Source organism: Paenibacillus nitricinens (assembly GCF_052056485.1).
Taxonomy (GTDB): domain Bacteria; phylum Bacillota; class Bacilli; order Paenibacillales; family Paenibacillaceae; genus Paenibacillus_AQ; species Paenibacillus_AQ nitricinens.
In genome coordinates, this window is the sequence record NZ_CP183948.1 from 5,317,895 (window position 1) to 5,343,025 (window position 25,131).

A 25,131-nucleotide genomic window follows, 5' to 3' on the forward strand; every position below is an offset into this window, starting at 1 on the left:
GTCTATGTTAGTAATAAGGAGGCCTGACGGCCTCCTCGCTTTAAGCAGATTTCCGTCTTAGACGGAAACCACCTCGTATACTGAAATCATTTCAATCAGCCTCCTTCCAGAGTGTTCTTGCCCGGCCGGACACTTATTATTAAGCCATACCTATAGGTTAGTTACAAGACCAAGAACAGTTATAACCATTCTCCACCAGTCTTAATTGCCCTCAGAATCGCTTCCAGCCGCCGTTTGCACATAGGAAGGAACTTCCCCATTATGGAGCAGCCACAGCTCGTGAAGAGCACGTGTACAGCCCACATACATCAACTTTGCGTCCCATGCCGTTGCCCCGTAATGGTCTTGATCGGCATCTGCTAAAATGACCGCATCAAATTCCAAACCTTTAGATAAATACACAGGTAGTACCGATAATCCACCCTGATATTGCGTCATGCTACCGTCGATCAGATGAATATCTTCAAAATGCTGCTCCAGTTCAGCGTACAGCTCTGTAGCTTCACGCAGACTACGTGTTAGCACAGCCACCGTACGATATTCCCTTCCAGACAGGGACTTCAGTGCCGATTGTATAGTGTTCAAACGAGCATTTCGTTCAGCTACCCGTTCTCCGACTATTTCTCCGTCTCCGTAGGTGATCATCCGAACGGGGTCCCCACTACGAAAGACAGGAACAGCCAACAACGAACTTTCTACTCCCGAGGATAGAATTCCATTTGCGAAGTCTATAATTTCCATGGTTGAACGATAGCTGCGTGTCAGCGCATGATAAGCCGTGTTCTCAGGGGCAAATAAGGCCTGCATCTCTTCCCATGCGTATACGCCTTTATAGGCATGTATACCCTGCGACAGATCGCCTAGAATGGTAAAGGAATGTCCACGCACGTATAAATCCAGCACTGCAATTTGGAAGGGGGAGAAATCCTGGGCTTCATCGATCACCACATGATCAAAGCGAGTGCCGCCTTCGTTCCCATTCAAAAGATAATAAATATACAACAGAGGCGGTAAATCCTCTTCACGTATGATCCCTTTTTTCAGCCCTTTTGCCGTCTCCTTCAGCACAGCTGCTGGAATATTCTCAGGTGGATCCACCGGCCAATCTTCCGGGACTTTAGCCGCACGAAAGATTTGCTTGTAGATCGTCAGCGGATCATACTTAGGCCATTTTGCACTGTATGATTTTTCTCGCGCAGCACCTTTTTTCTTGCGATCCTTCATAGCTGCAGCTGACGGGCTCTTCTTCAGCTCCATCTCAATCCAGCGATGTATCCGTGCCATTACACGTTCCTTACGCTTTGCTGGCGGATAAGGAGCGTACTCCTCATTATGCCAGCGCAAGATCATGGAGCGGCGCAGTACAGCGCCTTCCCATGGGATAAAATCACCCTCAGGTACCGAGCTGCTTTCCAATAGCTTGATACTGGACTCTATTATTCCCATTAACACCGTTGATCCCTTGAAGCGCCCAGGCGTCTCTTCTGTAATCACAGGCATGCCGCCCGGAGTTTCGAACCAACGGTTCATCGTCTCCGTAGCATCTTGCTCTGGAAGCTCCAGACCTAGTACATTTGCAGCCCAATCCGGGAAGGTGCTCTGGGCAATATTTCCTACACCGAGTTCAGGCAGTACATCCGAAATATAATCCAGAAACATTCGGTTCGGTGCAAAAATAATCATTTTTTCTGCAGAGACCTGATCTTTGTATTGATACAGCAGAAAGGCTAACCGGTGTAGTGCAACTGTAGTTTTACCACTTCCCGCTACACCCTGAATGATCAATGCTGTATTTTTGGCGGCACGGATAATCTTGTCCTGTTCTTCCTGAATGGTCGATACGATATCACGGAGACGATTATCTTTGTTCTCACCCAGGCGATAGACGAGAAACTCATCTGACACCACAGGTGCGTCACTCTCCCGGTTGTACGTATCTGCGACCCGCTCCAGAATCTGCTTCCGGATCACCACGTTGCGCTTGAGGTATACCAGTCCTTCTATCAGTCCCTCAGGAGCTTCATAGGAGGCAGGCTCCGTACCACCGGTAAACGAATAGAACAGGCTTGCTACCGGTGCGCGCCAGTCTATGACTAGCGGACGGTCGCTTACCTGCTCGCGGTCTACGCCGATTTTGCCTATATAGAGTGCCTTCCGCTGCTTCTCATCATTGCCCTGAAAATCAAGCCGTCCGAAATAAGGCTCCTGCCGAAGCTTGGCAAGATCTTTGCGCTTCTGATCACGGTTCGCTTCTAACACCTGTTCCGTATAATCGTGTCCCGTGTACACCGGAGTCTGGTTAAGTTTCTCCAGTAAGGTGTCAATCTCAGTAAGCGCTTGATTCAGCCTGTCTTCTTCCTCTTGATAGGCACTTTGAAAGTTGTCTTCCAATTTCAGTTACCTCCTAAAAGTTTATCGAGCTTAAATTTTCATTCTCCTCATTCCCTCTTCTCACGCAAAAAGGATACCCATTGTAGCATAATCAGCACTAAAATACCAAATCTTTCAAGCGAACATACGACTACAGCACAGCTTGCAAAATAAAGTTAGCTACAAATAAACCCGCAATCCCATACAGCGCAGGAGGTACTTCCTTGCCCTTACCCACCGCAAGCTTCACGATCGGATACGTAATAAATCCAAAAGCCATACCATCTACGATGCTATAGGTGAATGGAATCATGACCATGATCAGGAAAGAAGGAAAGAGCTCTGTTAAATCTCCCAAGTCCATTTCACGCACATTCTGTACCATAAGCCCACCAATTACAATCAAGATCGGAGCGATAGCACTGTCTGGAATGTAGGAGAGCAGAGGGAGGAACAGGAATGTCGCCCCGAACAGCAGCCCTGCCACGAGTGAGGTCAGTCCCGAACGTCCGCCTGCAGCAATACCTGCATTAGATTCCGCAGCAGCTACTACAGGACTGCTTCCGAAGAGACCTGCAGCGATATTGGCAATAGAGAGTGCTCGTAAGCTACTCTTGAAGCGCTCAGGACGCCCTGCCATCATAGTCTGTGAGGCGACTAGCCCAATATTTTCAAATACAACAATTAAGAGCAGTAAGAAAACAGCAATCCAGAACACAAGGCTCACAATGCCGCTCCAGTCCATTCCCAGAAATAAGCTTTCATAACCCGTAAATACATGCCCTGATGCCTGCTTCTCAGGCGCGTGTGCCGCTCCCAGCAAGTAGGCTAGACCTGTACCAACCAGCATACTGATTAGTAAACCACCATTGGTCCCGCGGATAAACAGTACTAAAGCGAGTAATAAAGTTACACAGGAAGTGATAACTGCTGGATCACTAAAATGTCCTATAGCAACAAATGTGGTCTGATGCGCAATCACAATCCCGCTTTTTTGCAGTCCTATAAAGGTCAGAAAAAGCCCTATCCCGACTGTAATGGCATGCTGTAGGTTTTGAGGAATCGCCTCACTCAGAATACGATAGAGCGATGTGAAGGCCACGATAGCGAATAACACACCGGTTATTACGACTACAGTAAGCGCCTCTCTCCAACCTAAATTCATAGAATGTACAAGTGTGTATGTGAAAAATGCGTTTATCCCCATCCCTGGTACCACGATGATCGGTGTCTTCCCACCGAAAGCCATCAGTAGACAGCCTGTAATGGCAGTCAATAGTGTAGCCACCATTGCTGGTCTAAGCGGCATACCCGCGTCATGAAGAATGGTCGCATTCACCATCACAATGTATACTGAAGCAAAATACGAGAGGATCCCTGCAGCCCACTCCCGTTTCCAGTCATTCTCAGGTGCAAGCCCTACACTATTTCGCCAAAAATTTGATTTCATGTACTAAAACCTCCACTGATATTAAGTTCCGCAGGCGGATATTACCGGATAATAAGGCTTATAATCAACGGTTCATCCCGGTTTAACTATTATGCCTATTTGTGGTCTGCATCTTGCAGACCCGCCTGTTAACCACAACAAAAGGGCGTACGCAACTGGATTTCAGCTGGTCGCCCTTTTGGTCCATTTTACTACTACTATCGTTATAATTGAAACAGCTTCAGCTCAGCGATTCACTTACACGCTGACGCCTCCAGCCTCAAGCAAATCACGCACGGCAACACTGACCATGATCAGGCCTGCTACCGGCGGAACGAAGGCATTACTAGCTGGTGGTTGTTTCGCTTTACGTCGATCCGGCGCATTCTCCGGAACGATCTTGTCCGTAACATCCTGACGTGGCTTCATTGGCGGCTCCGTTGAGAAAACCACCTTCACGCCTTTCTTGATTCCTTCCTTACGCAGCTTCTGACGAATGACACGCGCAATAGGATCATAAGTTGTCTTGGAAATGTCGGCTACCTGGAATCTTGTAGGATCCATTTTGTTGGCAGCGCCCATGCTTGAGATCATTGGAATTCCACGGGACAGACATTCTTTGATCAAATGAACCTTATAAATAATCGTATCCGAAGCATCGAGTACATAGTCAGGTTTTAATTTGAACAATTCCTCATAGGTTTCTTCCGTATAGAACATGTTGAGCGCAATCGCTTCACAATCGGGGTTGATCAGCTTCACACGTTCTACCATCAGTTCAGCCTTTTTCTGCCCAACCGTGGTGGTGAGAGCATGAATCTGCCGATTCACATTAGTAATGTCTACCGAATCCTTATCAATCAGAATTAGTCTGCCGATGCCGGTACGAGCCAAAGCCTCAACAGCCATACCGCCAACACCGCCGATGCCTAGCACCGCTACCGTGCTGTTCTTCATTATTTCCAGACCTTCCGGCCCGATCGCCAGTTCCGTGCGTGAGAACTGATGTAGCATGAGGTACAGCCTCCTTCAAAAGCTTTGGCGAAGCAGAAATCTGCCTCGCCCGCTTCGATTAGTTAATTATTCTTTTTCTTTCTTCGGTTTAAGCGCCAGCTTAATGTGCAGCTGCTCCAATTGTGAACCATCTACTGGCGAAGGTGCATCCATAAGCAGGTCTGTTGCACTTGCCGTTTTCGGGAATGCGATGGTTTCACGCAGATTTGTACGACCGGTCAGTAGCATAACCAGACGATCTAAACCGAAAGCGATACCGCCGTGTGGAGGTGTACCATATTCGAACGCATCCATCAGGTAGCCGAACTTCTCATAAGCAACCTCTTTCGTAAATCCAAGGGCTTCGAACATTTTCTCCTGCACTTCGCGTTTGTAAATCCGCATGGAGCCTCCGCCTACTTCATAACCGTTCAGAACGATGTCATAAGCTTGTGCACGGATCGCACCTGGATCTGTGTCAAATAGATGCAGATCCTCTTCACGCGGACGAGTGAACGGATGGTGTTCTGCTACATAACGTTTCTGATCTTCGTCATATCCAAGGAGCGGGAAGTCTGTAACCCAAGCGAACTTGAACACATTATCGTCAATCAGACCGAGCTGACGTCCAATATTAACACGAAGGGCGCCTAGAACGTCTGCTACAACCTTTTTATTATCAGCGGAGAAGAGGAGAAGGTCGCCTTCTTCAGCGCCTGTACGCTCCTTCACAGCCGCAATTTCTTCTTCGGAGAAGAATTTCACAATCGGCCCTTTGAATTCGCCGTCTTTCACTTGAATCCATGCCAAACCTTTCGCGCCATAGCGAGCAGCATAAGGTCCGAGTTCATCGATTTCTTTACGAGTCCAAGTGCCACAGCCTTTAGCGTTTAGACATTTCACTTCGCCGCCTTTTTCGATTACAGAAGCGAATACCTTAACACCGCTAGTAGCAACAATATCGTTCATTTCTACAAGCTCTAATCCAAAACGCAGATCAGGTTTGTCAGAACCGTATTTGCCCATAGCCTCAGCATAAGTCAAACGTTGGAACGGAAGCTCGATATCTGCGCCTACAGTTTCCTTGAACAGACGCTGCATCAGCTTCTCCATCATACCAAGCAGTTCATCTTGTGACAGGAATGAAGTCTCAATGTCGACTTGAGTGAATTCAGGCTGACGGTCAGCACGCAAATCTTCATCACGGAAACAACGAGCAATTTGGTAATAGCGCTCAACGCCGCCCACCATCAATAATTGCTTGTAGATTTGTGGAGATTGCGGCAATGCGAAGAATTCGCCTTCATGCACACGGCTTGGTACCAGATAATCACGCGCGCCTTCCGGTGAGCTTTTAGTTAGGATCGGTGTTTCAACGTCGATGAATCCTTCACTGTCAAGGAAATCCCGGAAAATCTTAGAAGCTTTCGAGCGGAGCAGCAAGGTTCTTTGCATCTCTGGACGACGAAGGTCCAAATAACGATATTTGAGACGCAGAGACTCGTCTACTTCCACACCATCTTCGATGAAGAACGGAGGTGTCTTAGCTGCGTTCAGCACTTCGATATCCGTAATTTGCACTTCAATTTCACCTGTTGGCAGGTTGCGGTTAACGGTTTCCTCATCACGTTTAACAACTTTACCTTTAACAGCCAGAACGTATTCACTACGAACCTTATCAGCAATTTGTAAGGCTTCGCCAGAGTAGTCTGGGTTAAATACAACTTGCACAATACCGCTTCTGTCACGCAGATCAATAAATAGTACGCCCCCGAGGTCGCGGCGGGTCTGCACCCATCCGTTCAAGGTTACCGTCTGTCCAATATGTTCTGGTGTTAACTGTCCACACTGATGACTTCTTTGCATAATTTATCATTCCCCTTCATGGTTAAAAATACATTTTTAATCTTTCTCTATACAGTCACCCTAAGACGTTAGTCAGATGGTCTAAACTAGTGCCTGAACCAGCTCTTCCAGCTTCACGGTGCGCTGCTCCCCTGTGTTCATCGACTTCACGGTAATCACACCATTCTTCAGCTCATCTTCGCCAAGAATCGCAGTATAACGTGCCGACATACGGTCTGCCGATTTCATCTGTGCCTTCATTTTCCGGCCTAGGTAGTCACGTTCTGCTGAGTACCCTTGGCTACGCAGAATATATAGCTGCTTAGAGATTTCGATATCAGCTTCTTCACCGAGAGCTACAAAGTACACATCCAGTGGCTTCGCCGTCTCCAGCTCTACCTTCTGATCCTCCAAAATGAGGAGAATTCGTTCAAGTCCAATCCCAAAACCAATACCCGGTTGATCCGGTCCACCAATTTCTTCAACCAAACCGTTGTACCGGCCTCCGCCGCCCACGGTATCAATCGAACCAATACCTGCTGCTTTATATTCAAACGCTGTATGCGTGTAATAATCCAGTCCTCTTACAAGGCGAGGGTTAATGGTGTATTCCACACCCATGATATCAAGGTGCATCTTCACCTTCTCAAAATGAGCGGTGCACTCTTCGTCCAGACTATCCAAAATGGAAGGCGCATCTGTAAATTTATCTTGATCGACCTTACAATCCAGCACGCGAAGCGGATTACGCTCCATACGACGCTGACAGTCACTGCAAAGGGTATCCTTCATAGGTCTTAAGAAACCCAATAGTTTCTCCCGATAAGCTGCACGGCTAGGTGCGTTACCGACAGAATTGATTTCCACTCTTACATCCTTAAGGCCAAGATCCTTATAGAATTGATAGCCTAAGGATACTACTTCCGCATCAATAGCCGGATCCACAGCTCCAAAAGCCTCAATACCAAACTGATGGAATTGACGATATCTGCCTGCCTGTGGACGCTCATAACGGAACATAGGTCCGATATAATACAGCTTACTTACATCAGGTTCACCGTAAAGCTTGTTCTGAACATAAGCTCTAACGACACCCGCCGTTCCTTCTGGACGAAGCGCCAGATCACGATCGCCTTTATCCTTGAAAGTGTACATCTCGCCTTCTACAATATCCGTTGTTTCGCCTACTCCACGCTCGAATAACCCCGTGTGCTCGAACATCGGTGTACGGATTTCACGGTAATTGAAACGACGGCATAAATCTCTAGCCTTCCCCTCAATATACTGCCATTTCTCCACAGCTCCCGGAAGCACATCCTGCGTTCCTGTAGGTTTCTCGAATCTTTCTTTAGCCACAGTCTATCCCTCCTAAAAAATACCCCTCTAAATCTGCTCTCTTCATCACTTCATCAGGCTAAACAAAACAAAAAATCCCCCGCCCTGTTTATAAAAAACAGGGACGAGGGATTATCATAACCAATAATACACCCGTGGTACCACCCACATTCCGGACCAGAACCATTCTGAATCCGCTCAAAGCGGTTAACGCCCGCCTACGCATAACGGCTACTGATCGCGGCAATATGCATTGCCCACTTTCGCCGTACGTTCTCGGGGAGGTCATTCATTCGCTCATCAACAGAATCCTTGCAGCCAAGCAGAAACGATAGATCATCCATTGTACTGGATATCATCTGAATCTACAGGGGATTCCTCTCTGGCGTTGTGGGTCCTCGAATTACTTGTTCCCGTCATCAAAACCATATGATAAAATCGTATATTTTTAAATTCTACTGAACTACTGTGCTAAAGTCAAGGCAGGAAATGCGAAGCTGAATAAAAAATTCGACAACTTTCAACTTTTGACCTTTAACTTCAACTGTTACAAAAAAAATGACCTGCAGCCGAATGCTGCAGGTCCATCATCATATATTATTAAAAAGGGGGTCATGTCTTTATTATAAACACGCTTTATTAAGGAAACATGTATGTAATATTACGATTATATTACATTCATGAAAGCGGTTTATTTTAATAGATTGCTGTTAATCAAATTGCTCCACAAATGCCCCTTTGCCCCGAAGGGTTTCCACAACCTCATTATAATTCTCTTCTGCGACACTTAGGTCCATCACATAACGAAGTTCACTTAAATCCCCATCTTCGAGCTCACCATCTGCTACATCCGCACTAAGCTGGTCTTCATCCACGCTATAATGGGTCTCAGGTTCATCACGCGTTTCGGAGGCGGCAACACCAGGGGCCAACATAGCTCCAGCTGCCGGAGTGCTACCCGTTCCAAGCGTCCCTACTGTACCAGCGGCTAACGTCGTATTACTAAACGGGGCTATCGGAAACAGAATTCTACGATCTTCCCCAATAGGATCCGTGAGCGGCCATACCTCCAAGCCATCTACCTTATAACTAATCAATGCTATTTTAGCACCTTCTGCTTCATTTTCCGTTCTAAAATATGCTTGGATTTTTCTGGTCATTACCATTACCTCCTTAGATTATAAGACTCAGTGTTATAAATTGCTATTTCAGGACCTTCAAAATTTCACGAACGAAGGCAGGCTCATCTTTCGGGGTACGTGAAGTAATGTAATTACGATCAACTACCACTTCTTCATCTTTAAACTCCGCACCGGCGTTCACAACATCATCTTTCAACGGAGGATAACAGGTGATGGTACGTCCTTTGAGCAAGTCTGCACTGATCAGAATTTGGGGTCCGTGGCAAATAGAAGCGATAGGCTTACCAGCTTCGTTTGCTTCTTTCACAAACTTCAAAATATCTGCATTTTGCCGTAAATTTTCTGGGGAAGAGCCTCCAGGAATTACTATCGCGTCATAATTACCTGCTTCAACGTCAGCTATAGCTTTATCGGCTGCGTAGGAGACCTCCTTCTTTTTGCCCAGTAAGGTCTCACCTTTCTTTAAACCAATAATGTCAGCGTGATGTCCTGCCTTTATAACTTCATCGTAAGGGACCTTCATCTCAGAATCTTCAAAATCATTAGCTAGTAAAAATGCAACATTACTCATGTGATAAGTTCTCCTCTCTGCTTGTGCAAATGAATAGGTACTTATTGATCTTTCTTGTCGTCTATTACCCTTATCCCAATGATTTCTAACCTCTAATCAGAAAATATCCCCGGCTAACCGCATCAAAAAGCCGCCTCCACCACCCATTTCAGGTACGCGGTAAGCGATTACGGCTTCTTCCTTTAATCACCTGAGATTCAATTTCATCTTCCGGCTTTTTGGCTAATGCATAGGCTTCTACGGGACTCCCTATCGCTAGTACCGGGATACTTCTCCATACCCATGCCTTCTGTGAATGTCTCATTGCTAAGCTCCTTGCATCGTGCGGGATAACTATCTACCTTTAGTTTATCCAGCTCCAAGAGGGTCTATCCGCGCAAGTATCTACTTACAACACAACAGAAACAAGCAGACTTTTAGGCGCAGGACACTTGTAGCCATCAGAAAAAGGAGGCTTACTGGAATTTAGGCTATACTGTTTGATCTGGGTTTGTGCTCCCCCAATGGGTTCGCTTTTGCTGAGCGCAATATGTAGAATAGGCGTATCAAGACAACTGTAGCGAGGTGGAAATAATTAATAGCATGGATAAAAGAGTGCTAGTCGTAGACGATGAATACTCTATCGTGACAGCAATCGCCTATGCACTGCGGCGGGAAGGCTTTCAGGTCGAAACGGCCGCTGACGGCGAAGCCGCGCTTAGGCTTGCCGAATCGTTCCAGCCGCAAGTGTTCGTACTGGACGTCATGATGCCAGGGCTGTCTGGTTATGATGTGTGCCGTCGGCTGGAGAACCGGAGAGGGATTGGCATCCTGCTGCTCACGGTCAAGAACGACATTGTAGACAAAGTACTTGGTCTGGAGCTGGGGGCTGATGATTATATGACCAAGCCGTTCGATATTCGGGAGCTCGTCGCCCGAGTTAGAGCGCTGCACCGTCGTGTCGAGAAAAGCGTGGAACATGCTCCCTCCGACAGTCCAATCATGATTGGTGCGGTGACAGTGAATCCGTCACATCGAGACGTACAGGTGGCGGGTGAGAAGGTGGGGCTGACGCCCAAAGAATTCGAGCTGCTACACCTGCTCGTCCTCCATTCGGAACGGGTATACACGCGCGAGGAACTGCTGGATCTTGTCTGGGGGCTCGACTATGACGGGGGCACACGCACGGTCGACATTCATATACAGCGCATCCGTAGTAAGCTTGGCGACAAAGGTCAACATCTGCTCCAGACCGTATACGGAGTAGGTTACAAGGCCACCCGGGAGTCCGTATGAAGGTGAGCTTACGATGGAAGTTCTCCCTGCTGCTCGCTGGCCTCCTGTTGTTCACGGTGAGCGTACTTAGTGTGCTAGTACTACGCAGTATCCGTCACAACCAACGCATTGGACTAGAGCGTGAAATGGCGGAGATGACGAACCGCGCCGAATTGACGGTGAAGATGAGCTACTTGTCCGGGGAACAGGTTAGCTTGAAGGCATTCATGAAATATCGTGGCATGGATCTTTCCAATCGATTAGGGCAATCCAACGGACTGCATGTCCGCCTGTACGATGAGACCGGTGTCGAGATCGGGAATTCACTGCCTCTCGTTCCTTCCCCTGCTCTGCCGGATGCGCTGCAGTATGCACTCCAGGGCAAGATCGCTTATTCGGACGTTCAGGACGTGCTATATTATTTCACACCCCTCATGTTCGAGGAACAAATGATCGCTGTAGCCGAATTCCAGAAACCCGTGGGCGAGCTGCACGCCTTTTACCGGCAGACAAAAACAATGTTCCTCCTATCCGGCTCCATCGTTCTGTTAGCCAGCTTCCTGCTTGGCTTCCTCTATGTCTACCGACAATCTAAAGCTATAACTCGGCTCAAGCAGACGGCGAACAACATTGGAGCAGGAGCGTATATTGATCATGCACCGCTAGTCCGTAAGGATGAACTTGGCGACTTAAGCGAGGGCATTTATAGGATGAGCCGTGAGATCGAATCGAGCATGAAGAAGTTAGAAACGGAGAAAGCGAAGCTATCGCTTGTCGTAGACAAGCTGCAAGTGTTGGAGCAGCAACAGAAGCAATTCATTAATAATATTAGTCATGAACTTAAGACACCTCTCACTTCTATTACTGCATATGCCGATCTACTGGAGCTGTATCCAGATGATCCTTTACTGCTTCAGCAAGCGATTGAAAGCATTCGCAAGGAATCGTCTAGACTACACAAGCTAGTGGAAAACGCGCTGCGCCTTGCCTCACTCGAGAAGTACGAATTCGAATACCAGGCTGAAGCCGTGTCACTTGATATCGTGCTGGACGAGCTGGTCTCTCTGATGAAAGGCAAGGCCGACAAATTCGGACTAACCTTTCAGCTTCACACAGTACCAGCCACCATATGGGCGGAACGCGAGAGTTTAATACACATCTTCATTAATTTGCTGGACAACGCGATCAAATACAACGTCCCCGGTGGAAGCGTCAATATTCGATTGTATACCGAACAGAATCAGGCAAAGGTAGAAATTGTTGATACGGGAATTGGCATTCCTTCTGAATCCCAGGAACGTATTTTTGAACCCTTCTACACCGCGAACAAGGCGCGTTCAAAAGAAACGAGAGGAAGTGGCTTGGGACTTGCTCTCGTTCAGCAATGGGTGGAGAAGCAAAAAGGAATCATACAATTGAAACGGTCGGACACCACTGGAAGCATGTTTGAAGTACAGTTTCCTCTCTATCATCATGATTCTGTATAAGTCCCAACTTCTCCCTCTGCCAAGTCTCGATACGTTTACAACTTGGAAACAATTCGAAATATTGTGGAGACATCCTGTTGGTACACTCTTATCAGATTTATAACACAACTTAGAAGGAGATACATCAATCATGAAGATAAAACAAGTTGGGATCGTATTACTAGCGGTTGGGATCGCAGGTTGCAGCAGCACAACACAGAATAACGGCGGTGCAGCAACTAATAGCCCACCAGTTACAGTCATCGACAAGAACAAGCCGCAAAAGCCTGATTCGCAAACCGATAAATCAATCACCATGGATCAACTCGAGCGACTTGACGGCCTGTATGCGCAAGATTGGCTGAACGAGAACGAATTGTTAATTGCCCAGACGAATCCGGACGCAAAGAAGATTGATTCTGACTCCGGTCCGATGAAGCCTGCCCAGCTGTACATTTACAATTTGAAAACGAAACAGGTCAAGGCGCTGAAACCAAGCGAAGACCGCGTGCATGAGAGTCCGATAGTCTCGCCGGACGGCCAATATGTCTTTTTCCATGAAAATACCTCGTTCATGATGGACGGTGGCCGCGGTGTCCTTGTACATGTGCCAACCGGAACTAGCCGACTAGTCACGGATCAGGATAAGGGCGGACAGGAATGGGGCCAGTGGACAGACTCCAGTCATCTGATCGTCGGCAACGGTAAGGGTGCTATTCTACAGGTTGGGACAGACAGTAAAGACGAGGTATTGCTTAGCAAAGATAAAAACATCATATTCGATTATGCAGCAAAAACCGGAAATACGCTCTTCTACGTCAACCCTAGTCTTGATAACACATTGTCGGCCTACAATCTGGAGACGAAGAAAGAGACGATCGTGGACAAATCCGTCTGGAGAATGTCGCTGTCACCTGACGGCAATCAGTTGGCCATGCTGAAGAGTACGGGGGATACGGAACGCACGCTGTTCCTCATGAACTCGAACGACACCTCGCAGCAGACTAAGCTCACCGTGACGACTCAGATGTACGCCTTCGATTGGTCCCCGGATAGCTCGTACTTGGCGTTCGCCGTGTATAACAAGGACAAGGACGGCATGAACGGTGTCTACGTTGCGAATGCAAAGACCGGCAAGATCGAGCAGCTCGGAGATTTCCAGGATGTCGCAACCGTCGCCTGGAGCCCTTCTGGCAAGCAAATAATGGTCTCGACGAGCACATTTGTGGATAACAAGCCCAAGCTGACGACTTATCGGCTTATGTTGAAGTAAGTAGGTCAAATTTCAAAAAAATGACAGCGAAATGCCAAATTAAAATCACTATATTGATTACACCAACGGAGAACGGATATTACAATAACAAAAAAAGCGTCCAACATATTAGTCATGACTAATTATGTTGGACGCTTTTAAAATTTGATTTTTTTGATGTTAAGGTCCTAATAAATACAGAAGCAATTTTCGACAATTTCTTATTAACTGCGACTATCTAAAATAAGAGTAACCGGGCCCCAATTGGTCAGCGATACATCCATCATCGCTCCAAATACGCCCGTCTCTACCTGAAGTCCTCCAGCTCTAAGCTCTTGGTTAAAATAATCATAAAGTCGCTCGGCCTCCGCAGGTGCTGCTGCTCCCATGAAATTCGGCCGTCTCCCCTTACGGCAATCCCCGTAAAGAGTAAATTGGGACACTGAAAGAATAGCTCCCTCAGTCTCTGTAACACTGTAGTTCATTTTACCAGCATCATCTTCAAAAATACGTAGTCCTGCTATTTTATCCGCCAAATATTTGGCATCCTTTTCTGTATCTTCATGCGTAACGCCAACAAGCAGCATCAAACCTTTGCCAATCTCTCCGGTCACTGTCTCATCCACGGTTACTTTGGCGTCCTTACAACGCTGTACTACAACTCTCATCGTACTACTCGCTCCTTGCCCTATTGCATGATCCGATTCACTGTATATACATCCTTGACTCGTTTCACTTTATCTACAACGGATTGCAGATGCTCCGTGTTACGAATGAGAATGGTCATATGAATCATTGCCATTTTATTCTTGTCAGAGCGCCCAGTGACTGCAGAAATGTTCGTTTTACTCTCGGAAACTGCCTGCAGCACTTCATTGAGTAGTCCATTACGATCATGGCCTGTAATCTCAATATCCACACTGTAGTTCGCTTCCATCGTACCTTCCCATTCTACTTCAATCACTCTTGCCGCTTCTTCTCCATCACCTTCACCCGGAATGTTAGGACAATCCTGGCGATGTACAGATACACCCCGGCCCCGTGTAACATACCCTACAATATCGTCACCCGGCACCGGATTACAACATCGTGCAAAACGAACGAGCAAATTCTCAATTCCTTTAACACTTACGCCATTGGTGGGTTGATTACGTTTTTCGCCGGAAGACTTAATCTCTTTCATCTCTGAGGTGAGCTCTAAGTGATTAGCGGCTTCTTCCTGCTCTCTGCGCAGCTTCTCTGTCAAACGGGAAGCAATCTGCGATGCGGTAATTCCACCAAAGCCAACTGCAGATAACATATCCTCAACATCATTAAAAGCGAATTTCTTCGCAGCTTCTAATAGTTTCTCATCGGAAATCCACTCAGAAACCTCGACATTCAGACGCTTCAGCTCACGTTCAATCGCTTCGCGACCTTTTTCGACATTTTCCTCACGTTTTTCTTTTTTGAACCATTGCTTAATTTTGCTCCGTGCATGTGAGGATTGGGCAATCTTGAGCCAGTCGCGGCTTGGTCCGTAAGAATGCTTAGACGTCAGTATCTCAACGATATCGCCTGTCTTCAGCTTGTGATCCAGCGGCACGATTCGCCCGTTCACCTTAGAACCGATTGTGCGATTCCCCACTTCCGTATGAATACGGAAAGCGAAATCAAGCGGTACAGAGCCCGCAGGAAGCTCAATAACCTCGCCTTTAGGCGTAAATACGAACACGAGATCCGAGAAAAAATCCATTTTGAGTGATTTTACGAACTCTTCGGCATCCTTAGCCTCATGCTGCAGCTCCAATATTTCCCGAAAAAAAGGCATCCGATTCTCTGGATTCACATTATTGCTGGTTCCTTCTTTGTATGCCCAGTGCGCTGCGATCCCGTACTCAGCCGTGCGATGCATTTCCCAAGTGCGAATTTGCACTTCAGTTGGCTCTCCACCAGGACCTACCACTGTAGTATGCAAAGATTGATACATATTCGCTTTGGGCATAGCTATATAATCTTTGAATCGACCTGGCATTGGCTTCCAAAGGGTATGAATAATTCCGAGGGTTGCATAACAATCCTTGATATTATCCACAATGATACGGATGGCCAATAGGTCATAGATCTCATTAAACTGTTTGTTCTTCGTACTCATTTTGTTATAGACGCTGTAGATATGCTTCGGACGACCTGAAAGATCACCTTCAATGCCCATTTCATCCAGCTTGGCACGAATACGGCCAATTACACTGTCGATAAATTGCTCACGTTCTGCCCGCTTCTTATGCACCAGATTAGCAATGCGATAATACTGCTGCGGATTCAAGTAACGAAGCGCAATATCCTCCATCTCCCACTTAATCGCGGAAATCCCCAGTCGATCAGCCACAGGACAGAAAATCTCCAACGTTTCGTAAGAAATACGACGCTGGCTCTCTTCAGATTGATACTTTAACGTACGCATATTATGCAGTCGGTCCGCTAGTTTGATAACGATGACCCGGATATCCTGAGCCATTGCAATAAACATCTTACGGTAATTCTCGTTCTGCTGCTCTTCCTTTGAGCGAAAACGGATGCGTTCCAGCTTAGTTAAGCCATCCACAAGCATCGCGCAGGTATCGCCAAATTTCGCGCGGATTTGTTCCAATGAGACCGTCGTATCTTCCACAACATCATGCAAAAGCGCCGCAACAATAGATATAACATCCATTTGCATATTGACGACAATATCTGCCACCGCCAGCGGATGCAGAATGTATGGCTCCCCCGACTTGCGGATCTGCCCGTGATGAGCCTGATCGGCAAATTCATAAGCTTCCCGGATGCGGAGAAGATCTTTATCTTTTATATAGGCGCCAGCCTTATCAATTAATCGCTCTATGCCCATTCTCGTCGTATCCGTTTCCTTTCTATAATAAAATGAACCCGCAATCATTCTGAAATCTGCAGGTTCCAATCATTTCGCAAGCAACTTACGCTCTTGTTCAAAGTTGTCTATAATTATGACGCTTACGAAGGATTACGTCAACACTTGCCATCTCATGGTATTCAAGAAGTAAAAGATATGAAAATCGGACAAATTAATAACACTTGTGAAAATGTTGTTGTAAAAATGTCCCGTTCTATTTAATCTAGTAAAGGCGGATTTTCGCTGGACAACATCATATCCATTAAGAAAGAGGAGTGAACTCCATTGCAACGCGAAATTCAAGTTAATGAAAAACTTCCATGGGGCCCCGGTTTTCTATTAAGCCTACAGCATTTGTTCGCCATGTTTGGCAGTACAGTGCTAGTGCCTAACTTGTTCGGGGTTGACCCTGGCATGATTTTGCTGATGAACGGTATCGGCACACTGCTATACATTTGGATTTGCCGTGGTAAAATACCTGCCTACCTTGGCTCCAGCTTTGCATTTATCGCCCCCGTATTATCAGTACTTGCCGATCATAAAGATGATCATATGAAAGGGTACTCTCTTGCTTTGGGCGCTTTCATCATCACTGGTGTTATCTTTGTGCTCGTTGCTTTAATCATCCGTTATGCTGGAACAAAATGGATCGATGTTGTCTTTCCTCCAGCAGTAATGGGAGCTATCGTAGCAACGATCGGACTTGAACTTGTGCCTGTTGCCGCGCGAATGGCAGGACTTATTGCCCCTGAAGGTGTTGCAGTTGCAGACTGGACTCCAGATGGCAAAGCAATCACGCTTTCTATGGTGACACTGGGCGTAACCGTAATTGGAGCTGTACTCTTCCGAGGTTTCCCAAAGATCATTCACATCCTCATCGGTATCGTAACTGGTTATGGTTTAGCTTATATTATGAAAATGGTCGATACGGCTGCAATATCTAATGCGAATTTTTTAGCGCACCCTACCCTTGTTACTCCATCCTTCGATTGGAATGTTATCCTGACTATCATCCCAGTATCGCTAGTAGTAATCGTTGAACATATTGGACACTTACTTGTAACCAGCAATATTGTTGGCAGAGATCTGGCTAAAGACCCTGGACTTGATCGATCTCTGATGGGTAACGGGATATCTACAATTATCTCCGGTTTTATCGGTTCTACTCCAAATACAACCTACGGTGAGAACATCGGGGTTATGGCATTAACTAAAGTTTATTCTGTATATGTGATCGGTGGCGCAGCAGTGATTGCAATTCTGCTATCGTTCTCTGGTACTTTCTCCTCCGTTATCGCTAACATACCGACACCTGTAATGGGCGGCGTATCACTACTGTTGTTCGGTGTAATTGCCGCATCCGGTCTGCGAATCTTCGTAGAGCAAAAAGTTGATTTTTCCAAAGCTACTAACATGATTATGGCTACGTTGGTGCTTGTTGTCGGAATTAGTGGTACAACCCTTACTATGGGTAGCGTAAAACTCAGTGGTATGGCTCTAGCTACAATTGTTGGTATCGTTCTAGCCTTATTCTTCAAACTCATTGAAGTTCTTGGACTGTCAAATGAAGGTGGAGAAAGCGATAAAGCAGCTCACTAATTTATTTATGAATTAATCATTCAAAAAGACTGCTTCAGATCCATTTTATGGATTGAGCAGTCTTTTTTTTGTGTCTCTTTTGACCAAAAAATTGAAAAACAGCAACCCTCCGCAAGTAGTGACAGAGAATTGCTGTTGTTTGCACTTTTCCACATGATTCGATACATAAATCCCGATTTATTTCCCGGGAAAAGACAATTATATCGTATTAATCTTCGTAATCAACTAATGTCATAACTTCAATTCCAGAAAGCTTATTACGTCCAGCAAGCTCAACCAATTCAATCAAAAACGCTGCGCCTACCACTTTACCGCCAAGCTGCTCCACAAGGCTAACCGAAGTAGCTATAGTACCTCCTGTTGCTAACAAGTCATCAGCAATCAGTACATTTTGTCCAGGCTTAATGGCATCCGTGTGAACAGCAAGTGTATCTTTACCATATTCAAGATCATATCCAACCTCGATCGTCTCATACGGCAGTTTACCACTCTTACGAATTGGCACAAAACCTACACCCAATGCATATGCGAGAGGTGCGCCAACTACAAAACCACGTGCTTCCGGTCCAGCGATCACATCGATTTCTAAGTGGGATACAAGTGCTTTCAGGGCATCAATGGCCTGGCGATATGCATCACCGTCTTTTAGCAAAGTGGTGATGTCTTTAAAGCTAATACCTTCTTTTGGGAAATCAGGAATCACACGAATACTATCTTTAAAATCCAAATTTTTCATCTCCTAAAAGTTTTGTTAGCATAGGCTACTTTGAGTTCGGTTCGACAAAACTTACTTCGTAATTATGATACGCCTAAACGGCGTGATAACATCCAATCCTGCAGTTCAGACAAGCTACCTTCCATGAAATACTGCTCCATTTCCGCAATCTGCCCCAGTCTGACAAAATGTCTTGATGCTGTAAGGCTTTTAGCTGCAGGCTGCGTAATAAAGGTCACACTTCCTTGACTTCTTTCGATAAAATCAAGCTCCTCAAACACATCTAGCATATTACTTAGCATTCGAATACTTAATGAGGATTGTCGACTTAGCCGCAGCAGCACTTCATGTTCTGGCGTCGCAACAGCAGTGATCGAAGCCAGCAATTTATAGAGTATTTTAAAATGATCCCGTGTCGGAATGATAAGTCGTTCTCGGCCATCCTTTATAGAATGCAAAAGCGCAATATTATCAGCATTAGGAAAAGCCTTTAGTAATGCGTCAAGTTGTTCAGGAGTCTCCGGCATATCCAGTAGGCATAACAGTGAGACATGCCCTGATTCCTGAATCGAATCATCCTTAATAGCGGCGCTAATGCCAGCTTCTTTATCATATACCCAGAAGGACATTCCTATCAATTCAGTCTGCGGAGACGTACGTCCACTCTGACACACTGCTGCGGCACGATATGGGCCAGCACCACTATAGGGAAGCAGCAGCTCTCTAATATGCGCAGCCTGCCGTACAGCGTCAGCAGCACCACGAAGATCAAACAATTGAGCATCCTGGACTGATAAATCCTGTAGCAGAAGCTGTGGTTTCCTCGAGCCATTCCATTCGTTGATCGACAGTTCAGCCAGCACATTGATCGGGGTGCCCACAGGGAGCAGCTTAGCCAAATCCCCTTTACCAAAAGCTAAGGCTTCGATCGTGCTCTTTCCCTGTTGCAAGACGATTTTCAAGTGTTTTCCGTCTTGCCCCATGGTGCGTGTCTCTTTCACTGTAGCCCCGCGAATGATGAACTTTGGCAATGGATTCGACATCCCGAAAGGTGCAAGCCTTTCCAATTCAAGCGCGGTCTGTAGGGACAAATCAGAAATCGACACTTCTGCATCAGCAGAAGTAACAGGCACGAAATGCTCCGGTGTTAACACAGTAGCAGCGTATTCATTTAATGCCGCAGCGAAGGCTTCTAAGCCGTCCCGATGCAGGCTCATTCCCGCGGCTGCTGGATGACCACCGAAATGATCCATTAAGTCAGAACAAGAGGATAACGCCGCATATATATCAAGTCCAGGAATAGAGCGGGCAGAACCTTTGCACATGCCGGTCTCCGGATGAATATCCAGAATAATCACTGGCCGATAGTAACGCTCCAGTAGTTTGGAAGCCACTATACCTACCACACCCACATTCCAGCCTTGTTCAGCAAGAACTATGATGTCTGGTATTTCTCCACCCTGAGTCATCTGTTCCAGTTTTGCAGTGGCCTCCACTACAATTCTTTCTACAACCAATTGGCGTTCTTTATTAAGCAGATCAAGCTCCCCAGCCAGTTGCTCAGCCTCATCAGCATGCTCAGTTGTAAGCAACGCCACTGCCCGTCCAGCATGATCCAGACGACCACTCGCATTGATACGAGGCGCCATTCCAAAAGCGATATTAACCGCACTCACAGTACTCATGGTCACGCCGCTAACACCGAGTAAAGCACGGATACCTGGGAATCGAGAATTTCGCATACTGACCAAACCGTTTCGAACAATCTCACGATTCTCACCCAGCAGCGGCATTAAATCCGCTACAGTACCTATAGCAGCTATCTCTGCCCACTCATCTGGAGTTTCCTCCCCTAACATAGCCTGGGCGAGCTTATAAGCTACCCCTACACCCGCTAATCCCTTGAACGGGTAGGGGCAGTCGGGCAGCTTCGGATTGATTAACGTATAAGCCTCTGGGAGAAGCTCTGGAGGCTCATGGTGATCCGTAACAATCACATCAATCCCGAGTTCATTAGCGTAAGCAATCTGATGATAGGCGCTAATGCCAGTATCTACAGTAATGATCAAGGATACCCCCTGCTGTAAAGCCCAATCCAATGCATGATTATGCAGCCCGTAGCCCTCATTAGAACGGTGCGGGATATAAATATCAAAGGAAGCGCCCAAGTAACGCAGCAAATGAATCATTAATGCTGTACTGGACACACCGTCAGCGTCATAATCACCGTAAATCAGAATATGTTCTTCTTCTTTTAAAGCCTTTCTAATTCTGGGAACCGCTTCGGCCATCCCTTTTAGAAGGAACGGATCATTCGGAGCTTCCACACCGCCATCCATGAACGATAGAGCCTCATGTGGCGTATCAATTCCTCTAGTCACTAATAGTGAGGATAAGAGCGGAGAAATAGAAAGGCTCCGGGCCATATCCCTTACGACGTTGGGATCGGCTGCCGGAGATTGCCATCTTGTTTTTGAATAAAGCAATAGCGCTCACCTTTCTTTCACCTTGCGGACTACTGAAGCAGCGTCGGAATATCATTATCCGCCAATTCATAATTACTTTTGTATGGATAACCGGGATCATAAGGAACTACGTCCATATGTACCTCACCAACATGAACAAACCTGTGCTGCAGCAACTTTCTTGCACATTCTGAAATATCCTGTGCTTCCATCACCGTAATACGCGGATTTACACTGATCTTCACTTGCAGATTCACATAATTCCCTTGCTCAAGTGCCTTCAAATGTTCTACACGAATAACACCATGAACACGTTGTACGGTTTCAATAAAATTAGCTGCTTCCTCAGAAGGTAGCTCCTGCGCATTCTTAACACTAACAGTATTAACAATGAGCAGATAACCTTTACGTAGAATTAAGCATCCTGTTAAAAGTGCAGCAATAGGGTCCATGTAGAGTAGAGGATGCCAATAGGTCCCCCCCATTGATAACGATATCCCTACTAATACTGTGATAGAAGTATACAAACTGAAACGATGACTATTGGCATAAGCAGCGTGACTGCCATCCCCTATTTTTTTAAAGTACCGATATTGATATTGAAATACAGCTTCTTTAAGTACAATAGATAGCAAGACAGTTACAAGTGCAAGTTCTCCGCGAGTGGATGACTGTCCCTCGGTTAAGTCACGGATTGCAGAGAAGGCGATCTGCAGCCCCCCCATAAGAATTAATACCGAAAAAAGTATAGCTAAAAGCGGCTCCTTATTCCCTCGTCGCTCTTCTATCCGCTGCTTGCTCTTTCTGCTTTGTTCAGAGCGCCACGGGAGAATATCCGCCAATTTAGCTGCAGCATCTGCTCCCGAATATAATGCATCGCCCATTAATGCCTTGCTACCTGAAATATAGCCAAAACTCCCCTTAGCTACTGCCAAAGTAACATCGCTGATGATCCCTGTCCAAGCAACCGTCTTGCTTTGCGGTGATCGTTCTTTATTCATACGAGGCCCCCCTTACCACTAGCAAGTAATCTCATGATGATACAATACACATGACATACTACCCCAAAGATTTCGAAAGCCGCGTCGCATTTGACGCGGCTTTCTTAAATTATAAAGTTGATGTTTTTTTCATTCAAGTGTAGCCATGTTATTTTTCTTGAGACATTACCCTTTAGCCGGGCTTTTTACCTTTATCTTCTCACGCTTCTTAAGCAGTAACCAGAGCGGACTTGCAATAAAGATTGAGGAATACGCTCCGAAGAGCAATCCGATTACCATCGCAAGCGAGAACATCTTGATGGACTCTCCTCCAAGAATTAACAGGAAGAACGCCGCGATAAATACGGTAAATGCTGTGTAGAGAGAGCGCATAAGGGTCTGAGCCACACTCTTGTTCACAAGCTCTTTCAAATCTTCGTAAGTTTTCTGTTTACCAAAACGTAAATTCTCACGGATACGGTCAAAGATAACGATCGTATCATTGATGGAATAACCGATAATCGTAAGCACCGCTACGATGAACGTCAAATCCACTTCCAAGCGGAAAATGGAGAAGATAGCAACGACCATAAAAGCATCATGAAGCAATGCAACAATAGCTGCCAATGCAAACCGCCATTCAAAACGAATACTTACATAAATGATAATCCCTAGACAAGAAATGAGAACCGCATAGATCGCATTGCGTGCAAGTTCTTTAGACATTTCTGTATCCACAGTGTTAATCTCAAACGATGCTTTATCGTCAAGCTTCAAGATCTCTGTTTTAAGAGCTTCATCTTGTTGCTCATCGAGCACTTGATCATAACGAACGTTGACCCGTTCACTCCCTAACGTAATGCTTGGCTCACTTGAAATCCCGGATTTTTCAACTGCTGAATTAACCTCTTCCAATGTCAAATTCTTAGACAGAGAGATATCAACATTAGATCCCGCTTTGAAATCAACGCTATAATTCAATCCAAACGTTGCTAAGAAAATCAAACCTGCCACTGTAAGGGCGATGGAAAAAATATAGAAATATTTACTCAAATGTACGAAATCAAGCTCTTTCTTAAAGCGCACGGATATCACTCTCCTTAACACCGAAACTCTTCGGTTTGTTCAGCTTACCGGCTTTAACAAGCTGGCTAAGCAACCAGTGGGAGAAATAAAGATTCGTGGCAATACTCAGTACGATTTCTACGATCAGCACCAATGCGAAGCCTTTGACTGCACCTGTACCGAAGGCGAACATGACACCTGCCACAATAACAGTTGTGACATTGGAGTCCATTACTGTCCGGAAAGAGGATTTATTACCTGCTTTAACAGAGGAAAGCACACTTTTACCACTGCGCATTTCTTCCCTTATCCGTTCATTTGTAATGATATTGGCATCGACGGCCATCCCTATACCCAGAATAAATGCGGCTATACCAGGCAACGTCAATGTGAAGTCTGCAAAGACAAAGACTACAATTAGCAGCCATGTGTGCAAGATCAGTGCAAAACTAGCCAAGAGACCTGGCAAGCGATACATACCGATCATGAAGATAAGAATAATCAAAGAACCCAAAAGACCGGCTTTGATCGTTTGATCAAGCGATTGTTTACCAAGTGTTGCACCCACACTTTGGGAGTATTTCTCAGTAAGTTTCAGTGGCAACGCACCCAGATTAATAGTGTCAGCCAGTTCACGTGCTTCTTTAATTGTATACTGACCGGAAATAGACGCACTACCGTCGGTAAGTACTGCTTGTACCGTAGGGTCAGATAGCTTGTTCTCATCCAAATAAATTGCGAGATTCTTTCCTAAGAGTCGTTTCGTAATCTCTGCGAATTTATCCTTGTCCTTTATTTTGATACTGATGATTGGCTGATTCAGGTTATCCCGTCCAACCTCTGCCGCACCTTCAACAAAATCACTACCTACCAGTTCGATCTTGCTGTAAGTACCTTCAGCGTCACCTTCAGCAGCACTACGGAAAGTCAGAACTGCAGGCTCCTTCATCTTCTTACGAACCTCGGCTTCATCAGTAACGCCTGCAATTTTCAGACGAATACGGTCAGTACCTTCAGTTGTAACCTCTGGTTCACTGGTTCCGAGCGCATTGGCCCGTTTCTCCAAACTTTCTGCTGTTTTCAACAGTGAAGCTCGGGACAACGCTGCTCCCGCTTCCATAGGCTCTGCATGGTACAAAATCTCAAATCCGCCTTTCAGGTCAAGACCAAGTCTAACCTTGTCCAGCAGTCCAGGAGTAGTAAATGCCATGACGCCTGTCAAAACGAGCACGGTAATAATAAAGCCCATTAGTCTCTTCATGCTCTAGCTAGTTCCCCTTTCATTCACTCAATATTCCTATTATAGCTACACGTGAAATGACCGTCAATTCACAGCATAGTCATAGCTATACTCACACAAAGAAACGGCCGCCCCTGCCCATATCAGCAAGACATCCGTTTATATAGGAGATGTGAAGTTATTATTATTCTCTTACTTTACTGCTTTATAAGGCTTTTCGCAAAGAAAAGAAGCGAGATGTTTATTGTTCAGTTCAACCCCCGATAAGCTGCAAGAGTCAAATAAGTCATGTAACTATTGGCTTTTAAGGAATAAATATCATTTACCAGCTTATGCAAGGGGGGCATTCCGTCCTTATCATAATTACGACTGATACAATCCCAAATATCCTTGCTGGTTACATACTCATAGCCGAGGAGCCGGAATTCTTCAGCTTTGCTGCGGCACATGGCTTCGATTTCTTCGCTATGTTGATCATGATTCCACTGTTCCGATTCCACGTGATGACACCTCCAAAGAA

The 25,131-nt window shown here is 45.9% G+C and carries 21 protein-coding genes; 4 read left to right on the top strand and 17 right to left on the bottom strand.

Features of this window, described 5'->3' with window-relative positions; genetic code table 11:
• Positions 1-201: 201 nt before the first annotated feature.
• From ACN6KS_RS23765 to ACN6KS_RS23805, 9 genes are all read right to left on the bottom strand, one after another.
• A complete protein-coding gene (locus ACN6KS_RS23765; protein WP_440960637.1) occupies positions 202-2,391 on the bottom strand; it encodes a HelD family protein in 2,190 nt (729 codons plus the stop codon).
• A gap of 130 nt (positions 2,392-2,521) precedes the next feature.
• Positions 2,522-3,820: an NCS2 family permease gene (locus ACN6KS_RS23770; RefSeq protein WP_042191085.1), complete on the bottom strand. Its 1,299-nt coding sequence runs from the start codon at positions 3,818-3,820 to the stop codon at positions 2,522-2,524.
• A 237-nt stretch (positions 3,821-4,057) separates the two neighbouring features.
• Positions 4,058-4,813 carry a tRNA threonylcarbamoyladenosine dehydratase gene (locus tag ACN6KS_RS23775; RefSeq protein ID WP_094873679.1) on the bottom strand — a complete coding sequence of 252 codons (756 nt, stop codon included), beginning with the start codon at positions 4,811-4,813 and terminating at the stop codon, positions 4,058-4,060.
• A 66-nt stretch (positions 4,814-4,879) separates the two neighbouring features.
• A complete protein-coding gene (aspS, locus tag ACN6KS_RS23780; protein ID WP_440960638.1) occupies positions 4,880-6,658 on the bottom strand; it encodes an aspartate--tRNA ligase in 1,779 nt (592 codons plus the stop codon).
• A gap of 81 nt (positions 6,659-6,739) precedes the next feature.
• Entirely contained in the window at positions 6,740-7,993 is a 1,254-nt protein-coding gene (gene hisS, locus ACN6KS_RS23785; protein ID WP_440960639.1) for a histidine--tRNA ligase, read from the bottom strand.
• Positions 7,994-8,190: 197 nt separating this feature from the next.
• Complete coding sequence (locus ACN6KS_RS23790) at positions 8,191-8,316, bottom strand: hypothetical protein (RefSeq protein ID WP_256990000.1); 126 nt, start codon at positions 8,314-8,316, stop codon at positions 8,191-8,193.
• Between the two features lie 366 nt (positions 8,317-8,682).
• Positions 8,683-9,132: a hypothetical protein gene (locus tag ACN6KS_RS23795; RefSeq protein WP_094873673.1), complete on the bottom strand. Its 450-nt coding sequence runs from the start codon at positions 9,130-9,132 to the stop codon at positions 8,683-8,685.
• A 43-nt stretch (positions 9,133-9,175) separates the two neighbouring features.
• On the bottom strand, positions 9,176-9,685 hold the full coding sequence (locus ACN6KS_RS23800) for a type 1 glutamine amidotransferase domain-containing protein (RefSeq protein ID WP_440960640.1): 510 nt from the start codon (positions 9,683-9,685) through the stop codon (positions 9,176-9,178).
• A gap of 148 nt (positions 9,686-9,833) precedes the next feature.
• A complete protein-coding gene (locus ACN6KS_RS23805; protein ID WP_440960641.1) occupies positions 9,834-9,989 on the bottom strand; it encodes a hypothetical protein in 156 nt (51 codons plus the stop codon).
• A 278-nt stretch (positions 9,990-10,267) separates the two neighbouring features.
• Here ACN6KS_RS23805 and ACN6KS_RS23810 point away from each other — a divergent pair, with 278 nt between their 5' ends.
• From ACN6KS_RS23810 to ACN6KS_RS23820, 3 genes are all read left to right on the top strand, one after another.
• Positions 10,268-10,960, top strand: coding sequence for a response regulator transcription factor (locus ACN6KS_RS23810; RefSeq protein ID WP_094873669.1), 693 nt, complete (start codon positions 10,268-10,270; stop codon positions 10,958-10,960).
• Positions 10,961-10,962: 2 nt separating this feature from the next.
• Positions 10,963-12,426 carry a sensor histidine kinase gene (locus tag ACN6KS_RS23815; protein ID WP_440960642.1) on the top strand — a complete coding sequence of 488 codons (1,464 nt, stop codon included), beginning with the start codon at positions 10,963-10,965 and terminating at the stop codon, positions 12,424-12,426.
• A gap of 487 nt (positions 12,427-12,913) precedes the next feature.
• A complete protein-coding gene (locus ACN6KS_RS23820) occupies positions 12,914-13,678 on the top strand; it encodes a TolB family protein (RefSeq protein ID WP_341135529.1) in 765 nt (254 codons plus the stop codon).
• A gap of 203 nt (positions 13,679-13,881) precedes the next feature.
• Here the strand turns inward: ACN6KS_RS23820 and dtd are convergent, their stop codons facing one another.
• Both dtd and ACN6KS_RS23830 read right to left on the bottom strand, forming a co-directional pair.
• The gene (dtd, locus tag ACN6KS_RS23825; protein WP_094873663.1) at positions 13,882-14,325 is read right to left on the bottom strand and encodes a D-aminoacyl-tRNA deacylase; all 444 of its coding nucleotides are present in this window, start codon (positions 14,323-14,325) and stop codon (positions 13,882-13,884) included.
• A 20-nt stretch (positions 14,326-14,345) separates the two neighbouring features.
• On the bottom strand, positions 14,346-16,526 hold the full coding sequence (locus ACN6KS_RS23830) for a RelA/SpoT family protein (protein WP_042132407.1): 2,181 nt from the start codon (positions 16,524-16,526) through the stop codon (positions 14,346-14,348).
• 306 nt (positions 16,527-16,832) lie between these two features.
• Between ACN6KS_RS23830 and uraA the strand changes: the two genes are divergently transcribed.
• Positions 16,833-18,146 carry a uracil permease gene (uraA, locus tag ACN6KS_RS23835; RefSeq protein WP_094873661.1) on the top strand — a complete coding sequence of 438 codons (1,314 nt, stop codon included), beginning with the start codon at positions 16,833-16,835 and terminating at the stop codon, positions 18,144-18,146.
• Between the two features lie 208 nt (positions 18,147-18,354).
• Here uraA and ACN6KS_RS23840 read toward each other — a convergent pair whose 3' ends face one another.
• The 6 genes from ACN6KS_RS23840 to ACN6KS_RS23865 form a co-directional block, all read right to left on the bottom strand.
• Positions 18,355-18,873 (bottom strand): adenine phosphoribosyltransferase, encoded by a 519-nt coding sequence (locus ACN6KS_RS23840; protein ID WP_094873659.1) that lies wholly within the window; start codon positions 18,871-18,873, stop codon positions 18,355-18,357.
• A gap of 71 nt (positions 18,874-18,944) precedes the next feature.
• Positions 18,945-21,347 carry a single-stranded-DNA-specific exonuclease RecJ gene (gene recJ / locus ACN6KS_RS23845; protein WP_440960643.1) on the bottom strand — a complete coding sequence of 801 codons (2,403 nt, stop codon included), beginning with the start codon at positions 21,345-21,347 and terminating at the stop codon, positions 18,945-18,947.
• A gap of 29 nt (positions 21,348-21,376) precedes the next feature.
• Entirely contained in the window at positions 21,377-22,327 is a 951-nt protein-coding gene (locus ACN6KS_RS23850; protein WP_094874237.1) for a cation diffusion facilitator family transporter, read from the bottom strand.
• Positions 22,328-22,492: 165 nt separating this feature from the next.
• Complete coding sequence (secF, locus tag ACN6KS_RS23855; protein WP_094874236.1) at positions 22,493-23,392, bottom strand: protein translocase subunit SecF; 900 nt, start codon at positions 23,390-23,392, stop codon at positions 22,493-22,495.
• Positions 23,382-24,632, bottom strand: a complete 1,251-nt coding sequence (gene secD, locus ACN6KS_RS23860; RefSeq protein WP_060621905.1) for a protein translocase subunit SecD — start codon at positions 24,630-24,632, stop codon at positions 23,382-23,384. The genes secF and secD overlap by 11 nt, the downstream gene beginning before the upstream one ends.
• A gap of 227 nt (positions 24,633-24,859) precedes the next feature.
• Positions 24,860-25,111, bottom strand: coding sequence for a post-transcriptional regulator (locus ACN6KS_RS23865; RefSeq protein ID WP_042191115.1), 252 nt, complete (start codon positions 25,109-25,111; stop codon positions 24,860-24,862).
• Positions 25,112-25,131 lie beyond the last annotated feature (20 nt).

Coding starts and splice junctions, on each gene's coding strand:
- ACN6KS_RS23770 (WP_042191085.1), bottom strand. CDS start 3,820: ATGAAATCAAATTTTTGGCGAAATAGTGTAGGGCTTGCACCTGAGAAT.
- ACN6KS_RS23775 (WP_094873679.1), bottom strand. CDS start 4,813: ATGCTACATCAGTTCTCACGCACGGAACTGGCGATCGGGCCGGAAGGT.
- aspS (WP_440960638.1), bottom strand. CDS start 6,658: ATGCAAAGAAGTCATCAGTGTGGACAGTTAACACCAGAACATATTGGA.
- ACN6KS_RS23790 (WP_256990000.1), bottom strand. CDS start 8,316: ATGGATGATCTATCGTTTCTGCTTGGCTGCAAGGATTCTGTTGATGAG.
- ACN6KS_RS23795 (WP_094873673.1), bottom strand. CDS start 9,132: ATGACCAGAAAAATCCAAGCATATTTTAGAACGGAAAATGAAGCAGAA.
- ACN6KS_RS23800 (WP_440960640.1), bottom strand. CDS start 9,685: ATGAGTAATGTTGCATTTTTACTAGCTAATGATTTTGAAGATTCTGAG.
- ACN6KS_RS23805 (WP_440960641.1), bottom strand. CDS start 9,989: ATGAGACATTCACAGAAGGCATGGGTATGGAGAAGTATCCCGGTACTA.
- ACN6KS_RS23810 (WP_094873669.1), top strand. CDS start 10,268: ATGGATAAAAGAGTGCTAGTCGTAGACGATGAATACTCTATCGTGACA.
- dtd (WP_094873663.1), bottom strand. CDS start 14,325: ATGAGAGTTGTAGTACAGCGTTGTAAGGACGCCAAAGTAACCGTGGAT.
- ACN6KS_RS23830 (WP_042132407.1), bottom strand. CDS start 16,526: ATGGGCATAGAGCGATTAATTGATAAGGCTGGCGCCTATATAAAAGAT.
- ACN6KS_RS23850 (WP_094874237.1), bottom strand. CDS start 22,327: ATGAATAAAGAACGATCACCGCAAAGCAAGACGGTTGCTTGGACAGGG.
- secD (WP_060621905.1), bottom strand. CDS start 24,632: ATGAAGAGACTAATGGGCTTTATTATTACCGTGCTCGTTTTGACAGGC.